Here is a 20490-nt window from a genome sequence, read left to right as displayed (position 1 = left end):
TTGATAATTACAGGGTTACGCCGCTTTTGAAAATTGCCAGCTCCCGGAAATCATTCTTTTCGTTATTTGTCGCCCGGCCATTTGCAATCGCGACGATGGTATCGACGAAATCGGCCAGCATATCGTCCATGCTCATGCCATGAATCAACCGTCCGGCGTCGAAATCAATCCAGTGTGGTTTTTTCTCCGCCAGCGGCGTATTGGTCGCCAGTTTCACCGTCGGTACAAATCCGCCATAAGGCGTACCGCGACCGGTGCTAAACAGCACCATATGGCAGCCCGCACCCGCCAGCGCGCTGGTGGCGACCGCATCGTTACCCGGTGCGCTCAGTAAATTCAGGCCTGGCGTTTTTAACCGCTCGCCATATTTCAATACGTCCACGACCTGACTTTGTCCAGCTTTCTGTGTGCAGCCAAGCGACTTCTCTTCCAGCGTGGTGATACCACCCGCTTTGTTGCCCGGCGAGGGATTTTCGTAAATCGGTTGCTGATGATCGATAAAGTACTGTTTGAAGTCATTTATCATTGCCACGGTTTTATCAAAGGTCGCTTCATCACGGCAGCGGCTCATCAAAATACGCTCAGCGCCAAACATTTCTGGCACTTCGGTCAAGACGGTCGTGCCGCCATTAGCAATCATCTGGTCGGAGAAACGGCCCAGCAGAGGATTCGCGGTAATACCTGAAAAACCGTCCGAACCGCCGCATTCCAGCCCGAACTTCAGCTCGCTGAGTTTGCCCGGTACGCGTTGATCGTGGCGCATCTTTTCATACAGTGCATGTAGGCGAACTAAACCTGCTTCAACTTCATCGTCATGCTGCTGGCAAACCATAAACTCTACACGGTCGCTCTCAAACATGCCCAACGTTTCGCGGAAAGCATCAACCTGATTGTTCTCACAGCCAAGGCCAATCACCAGCACCGCGCCCGCATTTGGATGACGTACCATGTTTTGCAGCATGGTTCGCGTATTGTCATGATCCTGCCCCAGCTGCGAACAGCCAAAGGTGTGACTAAACAGAAACGCTCCATCGGTTCCGGCGGCATCCTGCGTTTCTTTCAAAAAACGTTGTAGGATCTGACGGGCAATGCCATTCACGCAGCCTACCGTAGGCAATATCCAGAGTTCGTTACGAATGCCCACTTCGCCATTTGCACGCCGATAAATTTGTACTTCGCGATCGCCCGGCTGCGGCGGCACAGTCATAAGTTCGGGCTGATAGGTATACTCATCCAGATCGCTAAGGTTAGTGCGCGAATTCTGAGAATGAATAACCTCACCCTGGGCAATTGGCTGAGTGGCGTGACCAATCGGCAGGCCATATTTGATCACCAGTTCGCCTTGCGCGATGGATTGCAGCGCAAACTTATGGCCACCTCCTACGTCCTGTTGCAGTTTCACTCCCTGCCCCGACAGCTCAACGGTGGCACCGGCGGCTAAGTCGCGCAACGCTACGGCAACGTTGTCGCGAGAATGTATTTTAATGGCGTCTTGCATAGCGTTATCTCAGTTGACTCAGCGCCTTACGCATTCCGTGGGCGATGATGTTTTGCAGGTGATGAGTAACCGCTGCCACTAATCCCGGTTGCAGGGTTAAATCTTCTCCCCAGTGTTGCGCGTCGCTTAACACGCTACTTACCAGCTGTTCGGGAGTAATCTGGCCAGCTTTCAATGCCGACCAGCCTTCGGCGTAGCGCTGTAACCATTGCGCTTCATCTTGCAGCGGCCAGCTTTTTTTATCTGACTCGCCACGATAAAAAGCGATTAAGGCGGCAAAGGCGAAGGTCAGGCGCTGCGGCCATTTGCCGGACTGCTGATGCGATGCCAGCAGCGGCGCGAGTAACCGCGTGCGAAACTTGGTCATGCCATTCAGGGCGATCGACAATAAGGCGTGATGGATAAAAGGATTACGGAAGCGGCGCTGTACCGCATCGGCAAAGGCATGGAGCTCATGACGCGGCAGATCCAGCGTTGGGATCACCTCTTGACGCAACAAATCATCAATAAAGCCAGCAATCGCTGTATCATCCATCGCTTCGCCCACGCTTTCCAGCCCGGCAAGACAGGCCACCGGAACCATCGCGGTATGCGCACCATTCAGGATCGCAACTTTCTGTGCTTTATAGGGCGTGATGTCTTCCACCATTCGCACCTGGGGAGCCAGTGCATCCAGTCTGAGTTCATCAGCCAGAATGGCTGGCCCCTGGATCACAAACTGGTAATAAACTTCACCCGCTACCAGATAGCGATCTTCGTAGCCCAGCTGCGCTGCAAGCTGCGCGCTTTCCGGGGGAAAGCCAGTCACAATGCGATCCACCAGCGTGTTGTAGAACGCGCAATGCTGGTTGACCCACGCTTTAAATTCCTGCGTAAGCTGCCAGCGATCCGCATACCGCAGTACCATTTCGCGCAGCGTATCACCATTATGATCGATCAATTCACACGGCAGGATCAGCCAGCCTTTATCGCTTGCGCCCTTAAAATGGTTGAAGCGCGCCCACAGCAGTTGCGTCAGCTTGCCAGGAAAGCTGGCGGCGGGTTGATCGGCTAATGTGTCCGTTTCGACCAAAGCGATACCGGCTTCGGTCGTATTGGAAAATACGAAACGTATCTGTGCATTTCTGGCAAGCGCCAGAAAATCATCGAACTGTTTATAAGGCTGAATTTCACGGTTCAGACTGCGGATCAACCGCTTTTCACTGACCTGCTCGCCCTGGTCATTGAGTCCCCGAATCAGCGTGGTGTACAGGCCATCCTGCTGATTCAGGCTGTCGCTGACTTCACGATTACGCGGCCGCACGACCACAATCCCGGCATCAATACCCTGGTGTTCATTTAGCCAGTCGATTTGCCAGTCGATAAACGCACGTAAAAAGTTACCTTCACCGAACTGAATGACGCGTTCGCTATAATGGGCGCCGGGAAAGTCGTGACGATTTAGCCGCTGCATGATCAGACTCCCAGCTCAATGCCGAAGTAATCGCGGGCGTTATTGAAGCAGATGTTCTGTACCATCTGACCCAACAAGGCTTCGTCAGCGGGCGCTTCGCCTCGTTCAACCCAGTGTCCCATCATCTGACACAACAGCCGACGAAAATATTCATGGCGCGTATAAGACAGAAAACTGCGGCTGTCGGTCAGCATACCAACGAAGCGGCTTAGCAAACCAATCTGCGCCAGTTGCGTCATCTGTCGCTGCATACCATCGAGCTGATCGTTAAACCACCAGGCCGAACCAAACTGCATTTTCCCCGCTTCGCCTTCGCCCTGAAAATTGCCCGCCATGGTAGCAATCACTTCGTTGTCACGCGGATTCAGGCAATAAAGAATGGTTTTTGGCAATGCGTTATGCAGATTCTGTGCGCCAAGTAAACGTGCCAGCGGTTCCGCTACCGGCTGATCGTTGATGGAGTCAAAGCCGACATCCGGGCCGAGCAATTCATATTGACGGCGGTTGGTATTACGCAACGCACCAATATGATATTGCTGAACCCAGCCGCGACGGGCATATTCGCTACCCAGCCAGACCAGAACGGCGGTTTTAAACTGTGCAGTTTCCTGTGGATTCGGTGCCGTACCGCCCAGGCGACGCGACAGAATAGCATCAAGCGTGGCGTTATCCGCCTCGGCGTAACACACCACATCCAGCGCGTGATCGGACACTTTACAGCCATGCGCTGCGAAGTAATCCAGACGTTGACTCAACGCTCGCAGCAAGTCATCGAAGCGCTGCACGCTGATGTCAGCAATACGCTCCAGGTTCTGGACCCACGGTAAAAAGGTTTCGGCTTCAATATTGAAGGCTTTATCCGGACGCCAGCTCGGCAGCACTTTGACATCAAAATGGGTGTCATCCGCCAGTGCGCGATGATGTGACAGATCGTCGAGCGGATCGTCAGTAGTGCCCACCATTTTTACGTTCATCTGCTTCATGATGCCGCGCGTCGTAAATTCATCCTGCGCCAGCAGATCATTACAGCGATCCCAGATGTTATCGGCGGTTTTTTCAGACAACAGCGTGTCGGAGATGCCGAAAGGACGGCGCAGTTCGAGATGCGTCCAGTGATAAAGTGGGTTGCCAATGGTATGCGGCACCGTGCGCGCCCAGGCGTTAAATTTTTCCCGATCGCTGGCATCACCTGTACAAAATGCTTCCGGCACACCGTTGGCACGCATTGCACGCCATTTGTAGTGATCGCCTTTCAGCCAAATGTCATAAAGATTGGCGAAACGATAATTTTCGGCAATCTGCTGCGGTGGCAGATGGCAGTGATAATCGAAAATCGGCTGATCTTTCGCGTAGTCGTGATAAAGACGACGGGAAAACTCGGTATCCAGCAAAAAATCTTCGGTCATAAAACGCGGCATGCTCACTTCCTCTCAGGCTGAACCTCTAGATCCAAAGTTATCATACCAATTTTAGCCAGCAGAAGAATTCTTTGCGATCTCGCTCACATAATGCGCAGTAAAACTTTACGTTTATGGACACTTTTGCCGCCTGCTGAGGGCTAAATGGCTGTCGTAACATGGGATTAAAGTATCCCATAAGGCAGTGAGGGTTTTTGTGATGGCTCTCAACTTTTAAAGTTGTATAACAAGTTAGGCTCTCGCTCCATCGTGTGCATCGTAAAGGCACACCTAAAGACAAGGTAAAAAAAGGTCGCTTTACAGGACCTGCGGGCGTGAGCAGAGCTATATCACGAGTTGTCCCGCTCCAGATAACAACAGCGGCAAGTCCGCATACAGAACTGGAAGAGGTAGAGGATGCGTAAGATCAAAGGGCTACGATGGTATATGATCGGCCTGGTCACACTCGGCACAGTGCTGGGGTATCTGACAAGAAACACCATCGCGGTGGCAGCACCCACGTTGCAAACAGAGCTGCATATCACCACGCAGCAATATTCCTACATCATCGCCGCCTATTCGGCCTGTTATACCCTGATGCAGCCAGTCGCCGGTTATGTGCTGGACCTGCTTGGAACCAAAATTGGCTACGCCGTTTTCGCTGTACTGTGGGCCCTGTTCTGCGCCGCGACTGCGATGGCAGGCAGCTGGGGAGGATTTGCCTTAGCGCGTGGCGCGGTAGGCGCAGCCGAAGCCGCTATGATCCCGGCTGGTCTGAAGGCCAGCAGCGAATGGTTCCCTGCCAAAGAGCGTTCAGTAGCGGTAGGCTATTTCAACGTGGGTTCATCAATTGGCGCCATGCTGGCACCGCCTTTAGTCGTCTGGGCGATAATGGCGCACAGCTGGCAAATGGCCTTTATCATCACGGGTGTGTTAAGCATGGTCTGGGCACTGTGCTGGCTGGTTTTCTATAAACATCCTAAACAACAAACCAAACTGAGCGAAGAAGAGCGCCACTATATCCTTGCCGGTCAGGAGGCGCAGCATCAAACCGGCAATACGCGCAAAATGTCGGTCCGACAGATCCTGCGGAATCGACAGTTCTGGGGCATTGCACTGCCGCGCTTTCTCGCCGAACCGGCATGGGGAACCTTTAACGCGTGGATTCCGCTGTTTATGTTTAAGGTTTATGGTTTTAATCTGAAGGAAATCGCCCTGTTCGCCTGGATGCCGATGCTGTTTGCCGATATTGGCTGCATATTGGGTGGATATTTGCCTCCGCTGTTTCAGCGCTGGTTTGGCGTAAATCTGATCGTGTCACGTAAACTGGTGGTCACAATAGGTGCGGTGCTGATGATTGGTCCTGGCACCATCGGATTGTTCACCAGTCCTTATGTGGCTATCGCTCTGCTGTGTGTCGGCGGTTTCGCGCATCAGGCATTATCCGGCGCGCTAATCACCCTCTCTTCCGACGTGTTTGGTCGCAATGAAGTCGCTACCGCGAACGGTTTAACCGGCATGGCAGCCTGGACCGCCAGCACCCTGTTTGCACTGGTCGTGGGTGCGTTAGCTGATACGCTTGGCTTTAGCCCGCTGTTTGCCGCACTGGCCGTGTTTGACTTACTGGGCGCGATTGTTATCTGGACCGTTTTGAAAAACAAACCGATCTCTGAACTGGAGCAGGAAGTGCAGGCACCGCAAGGCGCAGCTATTAGCAGTTAATCTATCGGGCTGGTTGCTGCCAGCCCTTTTCCTCTCTCACTGCAAGGTGGTATAACAACTTACCCGTTTGCCATTCTGGATCGCGCCATGGAAATCACCGAACCCCGTCGACTTTATCAACAGCTGGCTAGCGCATTAAAAAGCCGCATTGAGAGTGGCGGTTATTCCATTGGCGATAAGTTACCGGCTGAACGGTTGATTGCTGAAGAGATGGAAGTGAGCCGTACCGTGGTGCGTGAAGCCATCATTATGCTGGAAGTGGAAGGCTACGTTGAGGTGCGTAAAGGCTCAGGTATTCACGTCATCGCCAGTCAGCAACAAAATCGTGTTGCAACATTCAACCAGTTAGAATTCGCCTCTTTTGGTCCCTTTGAGCTGCTTCAGGCACGGCAGCTTATCGAAAGTAATGTCGCCGAGTTTGCGGCCACGCAAGTCACCCGCCAGGACATCATCGAATTAATGGCAATCCAGGAGAAAGCCCGCCAGGAAGACCATTTTCGCGATTCAGAATGGGACATGCAGTTCCATGTACGTATTGCGCAGTCCACACAAAACAGCGCATTAGCCGCCATTGTCGAAAAAATGTGGCTGCATCGCCTGCATAATCCTTACTGGATTAAACTCCACGAACATATCGACCAGCGCAGCATTCTGAGCTGGTGCGACGATCACGATCAAATCCTGAAAGCACTGATGCGCAAAGATCCCGCCGCCAGTAAACTGGCGATGTGGCATCATTTGGAAAATACTAAGCAGATGCTGTTTAACGCCACTGCCGATGATTTTGAATTTAATGTGGACCGTTACATGTTTGGTGAGAATCCGGTCATCCTGCCAGATGGTTCGAATACGCCACGTTGATCCCGTTGAAAATGCGCCCTTTCTGGTCAGTTAAACTGCAATAGTGTCAGGTCATGTAAAGCTCCTTTTTACATGCCGGCTCACAGGGTAAAACTCCCCTTCGCCGGGCAGTTTCCCCTGTCTCGATCGCATGATTTTTGTTACAGTTATCGCCCTTTCCTTACCCTTTGCGACAGGGCTTTATAAAGTCGCTGATTTAACAATCAATTTCGGATGGATCCGGAAAAATCTGCTCAGGCTGCGCTCCTAAAATCGATAACCAAATGTCGGCCTGCGCTTAAGTCCCTCGGGACATGTTTAACAATGATGTTCAGGAATGATTGATGGATATTTTGCAAGCGTTGCTGCATGCCTTGTGGCAACAGGATTATGAAACTCTTTCCGATCCAACGCTGGTATGGGCAATTTACGATGTATTGTTCATGATTTTGTTCCTGGAAAACGGTTTATTACCCGCTGCTTTCCTGCCTGGTGATAGTCTGCTGATTTTAGTAGGCGTGCTAATTGCCAAAGGAACCATGAGTTTTCCGCTGACTATCTTAGTTCTCACTACTGGCGCAAGTCTGGGCTGCTGGGTAAGTTACATTCAGGGCCGCTGGCTGGGTAATACGCCCACAGTACAAAAATGGTTGTCTCATCTTCCCGCCCAGTATCACCAACGCGCGCACAGTCTGTTTCATCGCCACGGCTTATCAGCCCTGCTAATTGGCCGCTTTATTGCTTTTGTGCGCACCTTGCTGCCTACCATTGCTGGCCTTTCCGGCTTGAATACCGCCCGCTTTCAATTTTTCAACTGGGTAAGCGCCTTCTTATGGGTCGTCATTCTTACAGTGCTGGGCTTCGCGTTAGGCAAAACGCCAATTTTCCGCCGCTATGAAGATGAACTGATGTTCTTTCTGATGATGCTGCCGCTGGTGCTGTTGGTGATTGGTTTGGTGGGTTCTTTAATTGTGTTGTGGCGTAAACGTCAGGCCAGCCAAAACGGGAAAGCTGAGTAATGTTCATGCTGAAAGGTTTTCAAAAGCGTTGGCTACCCTGGATAACTGGCGGCGTGTTCGTGCTGATCGCACTGAGTCTGGCACCCACGTTGATGCGTCATGAAACGGTGGTACAAATCCGTGTTTCGCATGCTGGTACGCCCTTACCTGATGGTTTCTATCTTTACCAACAGCTCACCGCACAGGGTATTCGTATCAAAAGCATTACGCCTTCTGGTAATGCGCTGGTGATCCATTTCGACAGCGAAGAGCAAAGTCTGGCGGCACAAAAAGTCCTACGCCGCCTGCTGCCGCAAGGTTTTATTGTGGCGCAACACGATCAAGCTGACCGCCTGTCACTGGCGTAGCCACTTCTTTTTCCTCGTAAGGATCCCGGCTACAGCGCACAAAGCGTTGTGGCCTGGAACTTTCTGTATCTCCTCGTGTTCTTTGAACTTTTACCTGCTGGTGTCTATGCTTTAGGAATAAGTAAAGTAAAGGCTCATCCGGATTACACTTTATCCGGTCAGTCACAGGTTAAGTCACAATGGAAGGTAATCAGCCTGATGAAACATAAATTATTGCTGGGATTCACACTCTTTTCTCTTTCAGGCTCGCTGATGGCAGGAGAGTCGCTCTGTCAGCAAAAAGAAGAGAATATTATGCAAGAAATTGACATGGCGCAGAAGCATAACAATCAGCGCCGCGTTAACGGTTTGGAGCGCGCCTTAACCGAAGTTCGCGCCAACTGTACCGATAAAAAACTTGAAGCGGCGCATCTGGAAAGAATCAATACGCAGAAACAGAAAGTTGCCGAGCGCGAACGCGAACTTAAAGCAGAGCGCCAGGACGGTAAAGACAAGGATAAGATTGCTAAACGTGAACAAAAACTGGAAGAAGCACGCCGCGAACTGAAAAAGTTACAGGCGGAGCCTTATTAATCGTATCCAATCTACTGAGGTTAAAGGAGTAATTCATGTCTAAAGATGCATCGTCTGAACATCTGCGTGCTGAGCTAAAAAATCTGGCTGATACCCTGGAAGAGGTGTTAAGCAGCAGTACAGACAAATCAAAAGGTGAACTGGACAAACTGCGCAACAAAGCGCGCGTGGCGTTAGAGAGTTCGCGTGAGCGTCTGGGTGAGTCAGGCGAACGCCTGGCAGCGACCACCCGTGAAGCCGCACAGAAAGCCGAAGGCTACGTGCGTGAAAACCCCTGGCATGGTGTTGGTATCGGTGCAGCCATTGGCGTCGCGCTGGGTATCCTCATCTCGCGGCGCTAATTATGGCTGAATCACAACAGAACCAGGGCCCGGGCAAAGGGGTCATTAATATTGGCCAGCGTATCGTTACTACGCTGGTTGGCATGGTTGAAACGCGTGTACGTCTGGCCGTCGCGGAGCTGGAAGAAGAAAAAGCGAATCTGATTCAGTTATTAATCATGGTTGGCTTGACGATGTTATTCACCGCATTTGGTTTGATGAGCCTGATGGTGCTGATTATCTGGGCGGTGGATGCGCAATATCGTTTGATGGCGATTGGCATCACGACCGCTGTTCTGTTCGCGCTGGCGTTGATCCTCGGACTCTGGACGTTACATAAGACACGTCAATCTACGCTGCTACGTCATACGCGAAAAGAACTGGAAACCGATCGTGCATTGCTTGAAGAGGAACGCTAATGAGTCGCCGCGAACGTGAAGAACGCATCCATGAGCTGCTTAACCAGGTGCAGCAACAGCGACTGGACTTAAGCGCCGCGCGCCGTGACTGGCTTTATGGCACAGCGCATTACGATCGTGGCTGGCTGACTTTTCTCAGCATACGACGTTATCTGGCTATTGGTAGTAGCGCCCTGGCTATCTGGTCCGTCCGCAGCCCGAATAAGCTGATGCGATGGGCAAAACGCGGCTTTGGTCTGTGGAGCACCTGGCGTATGTTTAAAGCCGCACTTCCTCAGCGTTAACCTCCTGTTAAAGCTGGCCCCTACTGGGCTGGCTTTCTACTGTCAGTTTTTCTGAAAAAGTTCGACAATATATCTCGCTTACAACCTTTTCAGCACGCGACTATCATCTCCAGCTATCAACCCAATGACTGGCAAAGCTGCTATCAATGGGGTTAACCGGCACGGTCTCTTTGTCCTGCCAGACTTTTAGTCCTGGAGATAATGATGAAAAAATTCGAAGATGCTGGGTTGTTACTGGCTCGTATCCTGATGCCAGTCCTGTTTATTACCGCTGGCTGGGGCAAAATCACCGGCTATGCTGGGACGCAGCAATATATGGAAGTGATGGGCGTGCCGGGCTTTATGCTGCCTCTGGTGATACTGCTGGAACTGGGTGGTGGTTTGGCTATTCTGTTCGGTTTTCTGACCCGTTTTACTGCCCTGTTTACTGCCGGTTTCACTATTCTGACAGCGTTGCTGTTTCACAGTAACTTTGCAGAAGGCGTCAACCAGTTGATGTTTATAAAGAATCTGACGATTGCCGGTGGTTTTCTGATATTAGGTCTGGTAGGGCCAGGCGCTTACAGTATTGATCGGCTGATCAGCAAAAAGCCCCAGGCTGCGTTAGCGCACTAATCTCTCATCAGACAAAAAGCTACATATACTTAGCAGGGCGGGGACTTTTCCTCGCCCTGTTGACATTGGAGGCGTTATGGGCCAATTAATTGAAGGTGTCTGGCATGATACCTGGTACGATACAAAATCAACCGGTGGACGCTTTAAACGTTCAGAATCGGCGTGGCGTAACTGGATCACGGCAGATGGCAGCGCTGGCCCCAGCGGGAAGGCTGGCTTCATCGCTGAACGCGATCGTTATCATCTGTATGTTTCTCTGGCCTGTCCGTGGGCGCATCGCACGCTGCTGATGCGTAAGCTCAAAGGGCTGGAAAGCATGATTGATGTCTCAGTGGTGCACCCGTTGATGCTGGAAAATGGCTGGACCTTTGATGACGACTTCCCTGCGACAACCGGCGACAGCCTGTACCAAAACGAATTTCTCTATCAGCTCTATTTGCATGCCGATTCTCATTATACCGGTCGTGTCACTGTTCCGGTGCTGTGGGATAAGCAGCAAAACACCATTGTCAGTAACGAATCTGCCGATATTGTCCGCATGTTTAACAGCGCCTTCGACGCAGTTGGCGCTCGGGCAGGCGACTATTATCCGCCTGCATTGCGGGAACAGATTGATGAGCTGAATGGCTGGATATACGACACGGTTAATAATGGTGTCTATAAAACGGGCTTCTCGACAACCCAGCAAGCCTATGATGAAGCAGTCACCGCGCTGTTCCATTCACTGTCGCGTCTTGAACAGATTTTGGGCCAACATCGCTATTTAACTGGCAACCAGTTAACAGAAGCGGACCTGCGCTTGTGGACTACATTAGTACGATTTGATCCGGTTTATGTCACGCATTTTAAGTGCGATCGCCACCGTATTAGTGATTATCTTAATCTGAGCGGTTTTTTACGGGATATTTACCAAATGCCGGGCATTGCCGAAACGGTCAATCTGCCGCATATTCGCCATCACTATTATTGCAGTCATAAAACCATCAATCCGAACGGGGTGATCTCTCTGGGTCCTGCATTTAACTGGGATGAGCCGCACGGGCGGGGATAATTCACAAAACAAAACGCCCCGCAATTTTTATCATGCGGAGCGTTGTCTGAATAAGCCGAAGCTGACCGATAAGCCGCTTTCTTTTCATGGAGAGCGTCGTGGACACTCCATCGCCGCACAAAACAAAACGCCCCGCTGATCATGCGGGGCGTTGTCTGAATAAGTTGAAGCTGACCGTTAAGCCGGGTTCTGTCGTGGACAGTCATTCATCTAGGCCAGTAATCGCTCACTGGCTCAAGCAGCCTACCCGGGTTCAGTACGGGCCGTACCTTGTGAACCCCTATTTGGCCTTGCTCCGGGTGGAGTTTACCGTGCCACGAACTGTTGCCAGCCGCGCGGTGCGCTCTTACCGCACCCTTTCACCCTTACCTGATCCCAATTCTGGGCCATCGGCGGTTTGCTCTCTGTTGCACTGGTCGTAGGCTTGCGCCTCCCAGGCGTTACCTGGCACCCTGCCCTATGGAGCCCGGACTTTCCTCCCCTTCGCCCGTCTCCCCACAAGTGAGGACGACGACAAAGCGGCGACTGTCTGGTCAGCTTCGGCGGCGGATGATAGGGCATTCGCCCGCATTTGTCACGCTTCCTGATGCTCCAGAGCGTACTTATAAAGTGCGTTTTTCTTCACGCCATGAATCTCAGCGGTCAATGCCGCCGCTTTCTTTAACGGTAACTCTTTTTGCAATAGTGTTAAGGTGCGCAGCGCATCAGCCGGCAACGCCTCTTCATCCGCTTTATGCCCTTCCACAATCAATACCATTTCGCCTTTGCGACGATTCTCGTCCTCTTTTACCCACGCCAGTAATTCTCCCACTGGCGCACCGTAAATAGACTCCCAGGTTTTAGTCAGTTCCCGCGCCAGCACCACGTAGCGATCTGCACCGAATTCGGTAACCATATCCTGCAAACTATCCAGCAAGCGATGCGTCGATTCATAGAAAATCAGGGTTCGCGGCTCCTGGAGCACGGACCGCAGAGCATCGCAGCGCCCTTTAGATTTGGCAGGCAGAAACCCTTCGTAACAGAAACGATCGGACGGTAATCCCGCGGCGCTTAATGCTGCTATTGCGGCGCAAGCCCCTGGCAATGGCACAATGCGAATTCCCGCTTCGCGACAGCGGCGCACCAGATGATAGCCGGGATCGTTGATCAATGGCGTACCGGCATCAGAGACCAGTGCTATGCTTTGCCCTTCCTGCAGCTTCGTCAGCAACAGCTCCGCTTTTTGCTGCTCGTTGTGATCGTGAAGTGCGAAGAGCCGCGCATTGATGGCGAAATGTTGTAGCAACAGTCCGGTATGACGTGTATCTTCCGCAGCGACCAGATCGACGCTCGAAAGCACCGTCAGCGCCCGCTGGGTGATGTCACCCAAATTACCAATCGGGGTTGGAACGATGTAGAGCGTGCTGGCAGAAATATCTGCCCGATCGTGTTGTTTCATTGTTTCATCCGAATTGCCGATTTAATATTGAGCATCTTGAAAAAAACATCACTGGATACAGTATGCTTCCTTCAAAAGTCGTTCGTCATAAAGCAGGACGCTTTGTGCCTGTCCTTCTTGCAGCGCTGATTTTAGCCGCATGTAGCGGTCAAGGGCCGCAAACCCCAACCGTCAATGTTCAGGGTCCCGCTACGGGTGGATCTGCTTACTACCTACAGCAAGTGCAGCAAAGCAGCGATGATAGCAAGACCGACTGGCAATTACTTGCAATCCGCGCCTTGTTGAAGGAAGGAAAATACCCGCAAGCTAATCAACAGCTCAATCAGCTGCCTGCCCAACTTTCTGAGATACAGCAACAAGAGATGCTGCTGCTGAAAGCGCAATATCAGATCGCGCAACAGCACATGAATGACGCACTCTCGCTGCTGGGTCAGGTGAAAACCGGTTCATTATCAAAAGATGAGCTGGCACGCTATTACGGCTTGCAGATTGCCGCTTCACAGGGTCGCCCTTCACTTTCGCTGTTGCGTAATTATATTGCGCAAGAACCGCTGCTGTCGGGAGCCGATCATCAAGGCAATATTGATGCAACCTGGCAGGCACTGACGCAGATGCCACCGCAGCAGGTTAATAATCTGGTTATCAATGCAGACGAAAACGTTCTGCAGGGGTGGCTTGATTTGCTGGCTGTCTGGCGGGCTAATGCACAAGATGCCGAGATGCTAAAAGCGGGTATCAAAGACTGGCAGACACGCTATCCGCAAAATCCAGGCGCGAAAACCCTGCCGACACAGCTCAGTCAGGCACAAAACTTTTCCAGTGCTTCCACCAGCATTATTGCGCTGCTACTGCCGCTGAACGGCCAGGCGCAAATTTTTGCCAACGCGATTCAGAAAGGGTTTAACGATGCGAAGAATGGCGTCCTGACCCCATCACCGCAGCCGACGCCAGCGCAACCGGCACCAGACGATCCCAATACCGCTACCCAGCCTGCAACCGACCCAAATGCTGTCGTCAGCCCGGCTGCGGCTGAAGTAACGCCTCCTGAACAACCGCAAACGGCGGCAACGCAGCCCGCCGTGGCCTCTGCTCCTCCCACTGAGCCTGCCAGTAATGCGCAAGTAAAAGTGTATGACACCAGCAGCCAGCCGATTCAGCAGGTGATGCAGCAAGCGCAGCAGGAGGGAGCCACCATTGTGGTCGGCCCGCTGCTGAAAAGTAATGTTGAAGCGGTCGCCAACAGTCAAACACCTTTAAACGTGCTGGCGCTTAACGAGCCTGAACAGATCCAGAACCATCCGAATATCTGTTATTTTGCGCTTTCTCCTGAAGACGAAGCACGTGATGCCGCGCACCATATATGGAATCAAGGTAAACGTCAGCCGTTGCTTCTGGCGCCGCGTAATAGTTTTGGCGATCGCGTCACCAAAGCCTTTGCGCAAGAGTGGCAATCGCTGGGAGGTAACACCGCGTTGCAACAGCGTTTCGGCTCAACTTCCGAGTTGAAACAGGGCATTAACAGCGGTGCTGGCATCGCCTTAAGCGGAACGCCGATAAATGTGACGCCTGAGCAGCCACAAGGGGTGGCTATCGCGGGTTTAACCATTCCGGCCCCTCAGTCTGGCTCGCCGGATGTCGCCAGTGCCAGCGCTGGCGGCAATATTGATTCGGTGTACATCGTCTCAACTCAGGATGAATTGCAGCTGATTAAGCCAATGATTTCCATGCGCACCGGCAGCCGCAGTAACGTCGCTCTGTATGCCAGCTCGCGTAGCTTCCAGGCAGGGGCTGGACCGGATTTCCGTCTTGAAATGGATGGCTTACAGTTCAGCGATATTCCGCTGCTTTCTGGCGTCAACCCGGCCCTGATGCAGCAGACGGCGAAATCGTTTAATAACGATTATTCGCTGGTTCGCCTTTATGCAATGGGAATTGATGCCTGGAAACTGGCCAATCACTTTAACCAAATGCGTCAGGTGCCAGGCTTTTCCCTGATGGGCAATACCGGCGAACTCAGCGCCGACACGGATTGTGTGATCAACAGGAAGTTGTCATGGAACCAGTATCGTCAGGGCGAAATCAGACCGGTCAATTAAACCGCCGACAGATTGGTGCCGAGCATGAACAGCGCGCCCGTCATCATCTTGAGCGTGCTGGCCTGAAATGGGTAGCCAGCAATGTTTACAGTCGCGGCGGTGAACTTGATCTGATAATGCGCGACGGGCATTGCTGGGTATTTGTCGAGGTGCGCTATCGACGCGATGCGCGTTTTGGTGGCGCGCTTGCCAGCGTTACCCGACAGAAACAACATAAGCTGCTGCGTGCTGCTGCATTTTGGCTGGCACAACGCGGCGGCAGTTTTGAAACAGTGAATTGCCGTTTCGACATCATTGCCATTACCGGCACGGCGCTTGAATGGTTGCCCAATGCCTTTAATACCGACGTTTAGAGCCAGGTGGTCGTGTGCAGGACAGAATAAAAGCATGTTTTACAGAGAGTATCCAAACCCAGATTGCCGCAGCGGAAGCGCTGCCTGATGCAATTTCCCGTGCGGCAATGACGTTGGTGCAGTCATTGCTGACCGGCACAAAAATCCTCAGCTGTGGTAATGGCGCATCCGCCGCTAACGCGCAGCATTTCGCAGCCAGCATGATCAATCGCTTTGAAGCCGAGCGTCCCAGCCTGCCTGTGCTGGCGTTAAGTGCGGATAACGTTATGCTGACGGCAATCGCTAACGATCGACTTCACGATGAAATTTATGCCAAGCAGGTTCGTGCGCTAGGCCAGGCGGGCGACGTCCTGTTAGCCATCTCGACTCGCGGTAACACCCGTGACATTGTTAAAGCGGTAGAAGCAGCCGTAACGCGCGATATGACTATCGTTGCGCTTACCGGTTATGATGGCGGTGAACTCGCTGGATTGCTGGGACCGCATGACGTGGAAATTCGTATTCCCTCACACCGTAGCGCACGCATCCAGGAGATGCATATGTTGACGCTCAACTGCTTGTGCGATCTTATCGACAATACTCTGTTCCCACACCAGGAATGACTGAAGGAGCAATAATGAAAGCATTGAATGCTGTAGCCATTCTTTTAACCGCCATGATGTTACAGGGCTGTGTCGCTGTGGTTGCCGGCAGCGCCGCCGTTGCGACTAAAACCGCGACCGATCCACGCTCGGTAGGCACACAGGTTGATGACGGGACCCTGGAATTACGCGTATCTAATGCACTGGCAAAAGATCAGCAAATCAAAACGGATGCACGCGTAATTGCGACGGCTTATCAGGGCAAAGTCCTGCTGACTGGCCAGGCTCCTACGCAGGAGATCGCCAATCGCGCCAGGCAAATCACTCTGGGCGTAGACGGTGCAACTGAAGTCTATAACGAGATCCGTATTGGACAGAAAGTGAGTCTCGGCACTTCATCATCCGATACCTGGATCACGACAAAAATCCGCTCGCAGCTGTTAGGCAGCGATCAGGTGAAATCATCCAATGTGAAAGTGACAACAGAAAACGGCGAAGTGTTCTTATTAGGTCTGGTGACACCTCAGGAAGGCCAGGCTGCAGCCGATGTTGCCAGCCGCGTAAGTGGTGTGAAACACGTGACCACCGCTTTCACTATGCTGAAATAAGTCAGGGCCGCACGAAAGCCCGAAAGGTAGAGCGTCCCACCGCCATGGACGGCGTGGGTTAAGTAGTCATCCAGGCCGGACGTCCGGCCTGGATGACTTGCGTTGACGAGCTGTTACTCTCTTCAGGACAAGCTGACTGTCTGTTTTATACCGGAATATCAACCACTAATAGCCGGGTTGGCGTTTTCGCCATCAGCCTGATTTGCCGTTCTTCCTGTAAGAAAGCCCCATCACCACAACCCAAATTTTCCTGTTGATCTGCGCCCGCGAAAGCAGCCAGCGAGCCATGAATCGATTGCAGATAAGCGCGTGGACCGTGCAGCAGCAACAGATGCTCTTCGCCCGGCGCAAGCGCGACCTGATGGATCCATACCCGCTGTCGTAGCTGCAGGCTGCCTTCCGTACCGTCTGGCGATGCCAGTAGCTGTGAAGTCTGACCTTCTGGTAACTCTATTCTTTGCATCCGCGGATTTTCATGTTCCGGACACGCTGCGAGCCATAACTGCATCCGCGTTAATGGCCGCTCTTTACTGAGATTGATTTCGCTGTAGCTGACGCCCTGCTGCGTAGAAAACAACGCAGCTTCACCTTCATTCACGATAATGTGGTTGCCTTCACTGTCGCGATATTCTGCTTCGCCCTGCAACACAATATTCAACACATCAACCTGCGGGTAGGTACGCGGCTGGAACGAAGCGCCAGGAGCCAGCACTTCCTGATTCAATACGCGTAGCGAGGCATAACCCATTAATTTGGGATCGAAATAGTGACCAAAAGAGAAACTGTAGCGCGCCTGCAACCAACCGAAATCGGCTTGTCCACAAGCGGACGCACTGCGTGTCGTAATCATTGTTTGCCTCCCACGCCCGGCGGCAAAAGGCTGCCGCGGACTCTATACGCTTATGGTAAAAGGCTGGACGCCGGATTGTTAGCCAGTTAATCTGCCGGGAATGTTCAAATTTCCTGAAAGAGACCGGGATGGCTAAAGACCGCGCGTTAACCCTTGAAGCTTTACGTGTGATGGATGCAATTGATCGGCGGGGAAGTTTTGCTGCAGCAGCGGATGAACTGGGTCGCGTTCCCTCTGCCCTCAGCTATACCATGCAAAAGCTGGAAGAGGAGCTGGATGTCGTCTTGTTCGACCGTTCCGGCCACCGTACTAAGTTCACCAATGTCGGAAGAATGCTGCTTGAGCGGGGTCGTGTGTTATTAGAAGCCGCCGACAAGCTGACAACGGATGCGGAAGCATTAGCACGCGGCTGGGAAACCCATTTAACTATCGTCACAGAAGCCCTGGTGCCAACAGAGGCGCTCTTTCCGCTGGTGACCCGGCTGGCAGACAAAGCTAACACGCAGATCGCGTTAATCACAGAAGTGTTGGCAGGTGCATGGGAAAGACTGGAACAAGGCCGTGCCGATATTGTCGTTGCACCAGATATGCACTTTCGCGCCTCGACCGAAATCAACACCCGCAAGCTGTACACGATGATGAGCGTTTACGTCGCCAGCGCAGATCATCCGATTCACCGCGAGCCCGAGCCCCTGTCAGAAGTGACGCGCGTAAAATATCGCGGCATTGCAGTAGCAGACACCGCACGCGAGCGTCCGGTATTGACCGTACAACTGCTGGATAAACAACAGCGTCTGACGGTAAGCAGCATGGACGATAAACGCCGCGCGTTACTGGCAGGACTCGGCGTCGCCACCATGCCCTATTCGCTGATAGAACAGGATATTGCTGAAGGTCGTCTACGCGTAGTCAGCCCGGAATATACCCGCGAAGTGGATATTATTATGGCATGGCGTCGCGGCAGCATGGGTGAAGCCAAGGCATGGTGTTTACGCGAGATCCCGCGACTGTTGGCCAGGAAAAATAGTGCTTCATAGGCATATTCCGCGTTTTTCTACAACCGGCTCAGGCAATCTATGGCCACCGCTTTGAAACTGGAAAAATCACTGCTGTCACGCAATCTTGTCATTGCTCGCTCGCGCATAAAGGTCACGAATAAATCATAAATTGCCATTGCCTCTTCATATTCGCTTTTGCTGATCGCCAGCAAGAAAATGACATAGGCCGTATCATCGCCCCAGGCAATACCCTGCGGAGCCAGCACGGTATAGACCACCGTTTTCTTCGCCAGCAATCCCAGCGAGTGCGGCAAGGCAATACCTTCGCCCAGCATAGTGCTGACAATGGCTTCACGCTCTACTACCGACTGATAAAATGCACCATCAACGCATCCTTCTGTTTCAAGCTGCTCGCAAAGCTGACTGAAAAGTTGCAACTGCGTTATCGGGCGATCGACAATCAGAAAATGCTGAGCATCAAAAAATTTCTCCAGCATATAAGGCCGCGTGTGATCCACCAGCACCAGCTTGCCAATCTGCTCTAACTGAAAACCGGTAGGAAATGGCGACATCACTACCACTGGTTTTTCCTTTTCAGAGAGGCGGATAGTAGAGATGACAAAATCCTCATCAATGCGGTTGCGCGCTTCGTATTCACGCTGCGACAAACGTGCCGTGACTTGTAACTGCGGATATTTACGCATCAGCATCGCTTCGATCATGCGCAGCGTTGAATTGCCGCTATCGCACACCAGCAGCACGCGCGGGTGGCGCTGATAGCCAACGTCGTAATGACGCTCAAGCCCCACGCCAACATGCAGCACCAGAAAGCCGATTTCATTTTCGCTGATAACATAAGGCGTGTATTTCCCCCAGCTGGTTACCGCTGCCAGCGTCACGTCATATGCCATCGGATAATGCTGTTTGATATTGCTTAACAATGGGTTAGGTATGTCAATTTGATAGCGCACCCGCGTGATCATGGTTTTAATATGAGTGAGCAAGTCGGCGCGCAGCTGTTCATCGTTTTGCAGATTGAAATTGTAATGGGCGTTAATATAGCTGAGCAGGTAATCCACCAGCGCATCGGCGTCGTCGGCATTAATGGCGCTGGGTGCCACATCCTGAATGCGCCGTGCCGCGATATTAACGCGCAGCCAGTTCTCTTCTGCCAGCGAAATCGGTTTACTGACTAAGGGACGCATTTGATTAATCAGATTGTGCGCCGCTTCACGCACTTCATCACCGATGTCTTCCGCGCCGGGATCGTTCAGCGGATAGCCTTCACTGATGCGGCGCACCGCTACCGCGCAGTAAATCCGCAAGTAACGTTCACCTTCATCGCTAAGACGAATATTGTGGCAGGCAAAACAGAGCTGCAACATGGGCTGCAACGTTTCCAGCATACCGCTGTTTAACGCTTCAATCGTCATCAGCGGACTGTCCGGTTGTTCCTGATCGATTTGCCACAGCAGATCAGTTAAACAGGTGCGGATCGCGACTTCACTGCCAAACAGCTTCATACCGTAATGTGGCTTACTTTCGATAGTGAGATGATACCGGCCCAGCCATTCACGCACTTCGGCCATATCATTCTGTAGCGTAGCGCGGCTGACAAACCACTCTTCTGCCAGATCTTCCAGCTTGAGCGAATAGGCTGCGGTAAGAAATCGGGTAAGCAAATAGCGAGTGCGTTCCGCCGAGGTACGCGGCACACGCAACGGCGAGCGGGTTTGTTGCTGAAGATGAAGGAAGCGCTGGGCGTCCTCGACCTTGAGTTGATACCCCGCTCCCCGGTTCAGTACAAACTGCGCACCGTGCTGCTCCAGCAGCGCATTAAGTGCGGTGATGTCAGTACGCACCGTGCGGGTAGACACGGCGAAACGCCGGGCCAGTTCATCCTGTGGCAGCGTTTCGTTTTGCAATGCGTCAAACAGTTGCGCAAGACGTTGATTGGGAAATCTCACCATGTCCTACCTGTAGCAGCAGTTGGAAGAAGCCTGCCAAAACGTCAGACTACGAAGTTCC

General features: G+C 52.4%; 21 protein-coding genes and 1 other RNA gene. 15 read left to right on the top strand and 7 right to left on the bottom strand.

The window, feature by feature from the left end:
- Positions 1–7: 7 nt before the first annotated feature.
- From H2P46_RS19435 to uxaC, 3 genes are read right to left on the bottom strand one after another with little or no spacing between them, the layout of a single operon-like run.
- Positions 8–1498: a UxaA family hydrolase gene (locus H2P46_RS19435; RefSeq protein ID WP_193406491.1), complete on the bottom strand. Its 1491-nt coding sequence runs from the start codon at positions 1496–1498 to the stop codon at positions 8–10.
- A 4-nt stretch (positions 1499–1502) separates the two neighbouring features.
- Positions 1503–2951: a tagaturonate reductase gene (locus tag H2P46_RS19430; RefSeq protein ID WP_193406490.1), complete on the bottom strand. Its 1449-nt coding sequence runs from the start codon at positions 2949–2951 to the stop codon at positions 1503–1505.
- A gap of 2 nt (positions 2952–2953) precedes the next feature.
- A complete protein-coding gene (uxaC, locus tag H2P46_RS19425; RefSeq protein ID WP_193406489.1) occupies positions 2954–4369 on the bottom strand; it encodes a glucuronate isomerase in 1416 nt (471 codons plus the stop codon).
- 396 nt (positions 4370–4765) lie between these two features.
- On the opposite strand from uxaC, the gene H2P46_RS19420 reads away from it, so the two are divergent.
- The 10 genes from H2P46_RS19420 to H2P46_RS19375 all read left to right on the top strand — a co-directional run bounded on the left by H2P46_RS19420 (position 4766) and on the right by H2P46_RS19375 (position 11538).
- Positions 4766–6070, top strand: coding sequence for an MFS transporter (locus H2P46_RS19420; RefSeq protein ID WP_193406488.1), 1305 nt, complete (start codon positions 4766–4768; stop codon positions 6068–6070).
- 87 nt (positions 6071–6157) lie between these two features.
- Positions 6158–6931 carry a transcriptional regulator ExuR gene (gene exuR, locus H2P46_RS19415; RefSeq protein WP_193406487.1) on the top strand — a complete coding sequence of 258 codons (774 nt, stop codon included), beginning with the start codon at positions 6158–6160 and terminating at the stop codon, positions 6929–6931.
- Positions 6932–7254: 323 nt separating this feature from the next.
- The gene (locus tag H2P46_RS19410) at positions 7255–7929 is read left to right on the top strand and encodes a DedA family protein (protein WP_193406486.1); all 675 of its coding nucleotides are present in this window, start codon (positions 7255–7257) and stop codon (positions 7927–7929) included.
- The gene (mzrA, locus tag H2P46_RS19405; RefSeq protein WP_193406485.1) at positions 7929–8276 is read left to right on the top strand and encodes an EnvZ/OmpR regulon moderator MzrA; all 348 of its coding nucleotides are present in this window, start codon (positions 7929–7931) and stop codon (positions 8274–8276) included. The genes H2P46_RS19410 and mzrA overlap by 1 nt, the downstream gene beginning before the upstream one ends.
- A gap of 198 nt (positions 8277–8474) precedes the next feature.
- The gene (locus H2P46_RS19400) at positions 8475–8849 is read left to right on the top strand and encodes a DUF1090 domain-containing protein (RefSeq protein ID WP_193406544.1); all 375 of its coding nucleotides are present in this window, start codon (positions 8475–8477) and stop codon (positions 8847–8849) included.
- Positions 8850–8884: 35 nt separating this feature from the next.
- Positions 8885–9190, top strand: a complete 306-nt coding sequence (locus H2P46_RS19395) for an ElaB/YgaM/YqjD family protein (protein ID WP_193406484.1) — start codon at positions 8885–8887, stop codon at positions 9188–9190.
- A 2-nt stretch (positions 9191–9192) separates the two neighbouring features.
- Positions 9193–9588 (top strand): phage holin family protein, encoded by a 396-nt coding sequence (locus H2P46_RS19390; protein WP_193406483.1) that lies wholly within the window; start codon positions 9193–9195, stop codon positions 9586–9588.
- Positions 9588–9872, top strand: coding sequence for a YqjK-like family protein (locus tag H2P46_RS19385; RefSeq protein WP_193406482.1), 285 nt, complete (start codon positions 9588–9590; stop codon positions 9870–9872). The genes H2P46_RS19390 and H2P46_RS19385 overlap by 1 nt, the downstream gene beginning before the upstream one ends.
- Before the next feature lie 204 nt (positions 9873–10076).
- Entirely contained in the window at positions 10077–10487 is a 411-nt protein-coding gene (locus H2P46_RS19380; protein WP_193406543.1) for a DoxX family protein, read from the top strand.
- A gap of 76 nt (positions 10488–10563) precedes the next feature.
- On the top strand, positions 10564–11538 hold the full coding sequence (locus H2P46_RS19375; RefSeq protein WP_193406481.1) for a glutathione S-transferase family protein: 975 nt from the start codon (positions 10564–10566) through the stop codon (positions 11536–11538).
- A gap of 162 nt (positions 11539–11700) precedes the next feature.
- On the opposite strand, the gene rnpB is transcribed toward H2P46_RS19375, so the two are convergent.
- Both rnpB and rsmI read right to left on the bottom strand, forming a co-directional pair.
- An RNA gene (gene rnpB, locus H2P46_RS19370) (RNase P RNA component class A) lies at positions 11701–12079 on the bottom strand.
- Positions 12080–12112: 33 nt separating this feature from the next.
- The gene (gene rsmI / locus H2P46_RS19365) at positions 12113–12976 is read right to left on the bottom strand and encodes a 16S rRNA (cytidine(1402)-2'-O)-methyltransferase (protein ID WP_193406480.1); all 864 of its coding nucleotides are present in this window, start codon (positions 12974–12976) and stop codon (positions 12113–12115) included.
- Between the two features lie 62 nt (positions 12977–13038).
- Here rsmI and H2P46_RS19360 point away from each other — a divergent pair, with 62 nt between their 5' ends.
- From H2P46_RS19360 to dolP, 4 genes are read left to right on the top strand one after another with little or no spacing between them, the layout of a single operon-like run.
- Positions 13039–15072: a penicillin-binding protein activator gene (locus H2P46_RS19360; RefSeq protein WP_193406479.1), complete on the top strand. Its 2034-nt coding sequence runs from the start codon at positions 13039–13041 to the stop codon at positions 15070–15072.
- Entirely contained in the window at positions 15030–15425 is a 396-nt protein-coding gene (locus H2P46_RS19355; RefSeq protein ID WP_193406478.1) for a YraN family protein, read from the top strand. The genes H2P46_RS19360 and H2P46_RS19355 overlap by 43 nt, the downstream gene beginning before the upstream one ends.
- Positions 15426–15439: 14 nt before the next feature.
- The gene (gene diaA, locus H2P46_RS19350) at positions 15440–16027 is read left to right on the top strand and encodes a DnaA initiator-associating protein DiaA (protein WP_193406477.1); all 588 of its coding nucleotides are present in this window, start codon (positions 15440–15442) and stop codon (positions 16025–16027) included.
- 14 nt (positions 16028–16041) lie between these two features.
- Positions 16042–16614 (top strand): division/outer membrane stress-associated lipid-binding lipoprotein, encoded by a 573-nt coding sequence (gene dolP, locus H2P46_RS19345; protein WP_193406476.1) that lies wholly within the window; start codon positions 16042–16044, stop codon positions 16612–16614.
- 145 nt (positions 16615–16759) lie between these two features.
- Here dolP and H2P46_RS19340 read toward each other — a convergent pair whose 3' ends face one another.
- Positions 16760–17464 (bottom strand): pirin family protein, encoded by a 705-nt coding sequence (locus tag H2P46_RS19340; RefSeq protein ID WP_193406475.1) that lies wholly within the window; start codon positions 17462–17464, stop codon positions 16760–16762.
- 128 nt (positions 17465–17592) lie between these two features.
- On the opposite strand from H2P46_RS19340, the gene H2P46_RS19335 reads away from it, so the two are divergent.
- Positions 17593–18501: a LysR family transcriptional regulator gene (locus H2P46_RS19335; protein ID WP_193406474.1), complete on the top strand. Its 909-nt coding sequence runs from the start codon at positions 17593–17595 to the stop codon at positions 18499–18501.
- A 17-nt stretch (positions 18502–18518) separates the two neighbouring features.
- Here the strand turns inward: H2P46_RS19335 and H2P46_RS19330 are convergent, their stop codons facing one another.
- Positions 18519–20429, bottom strand: a complete 1911-nt coding sequence (locus H2P46_RS19330) for a PRD domain-containing protein (protein ID WP_193406542.1) — start codon at positions 20427–20429, stop codon at positions 18519–18521.
- Positions 20430–20490: the final 61 nt, after the last annotated feature.

Source organism: Mixta mediterraneensis, from assembly GCF_014946725.1.
Lineage (GTDB): Bacteria > Pseudomonadota > Gammaproteobacteria > Enterobacterales > Enterobacteriaceae > Pantoea > Pantoea mediterraneensis.
The sequence above is the reverse complement of the archived record's forward strand: the minus strand, read 5'-3'. Positions and strand labels throughout refer to the sequence as shown.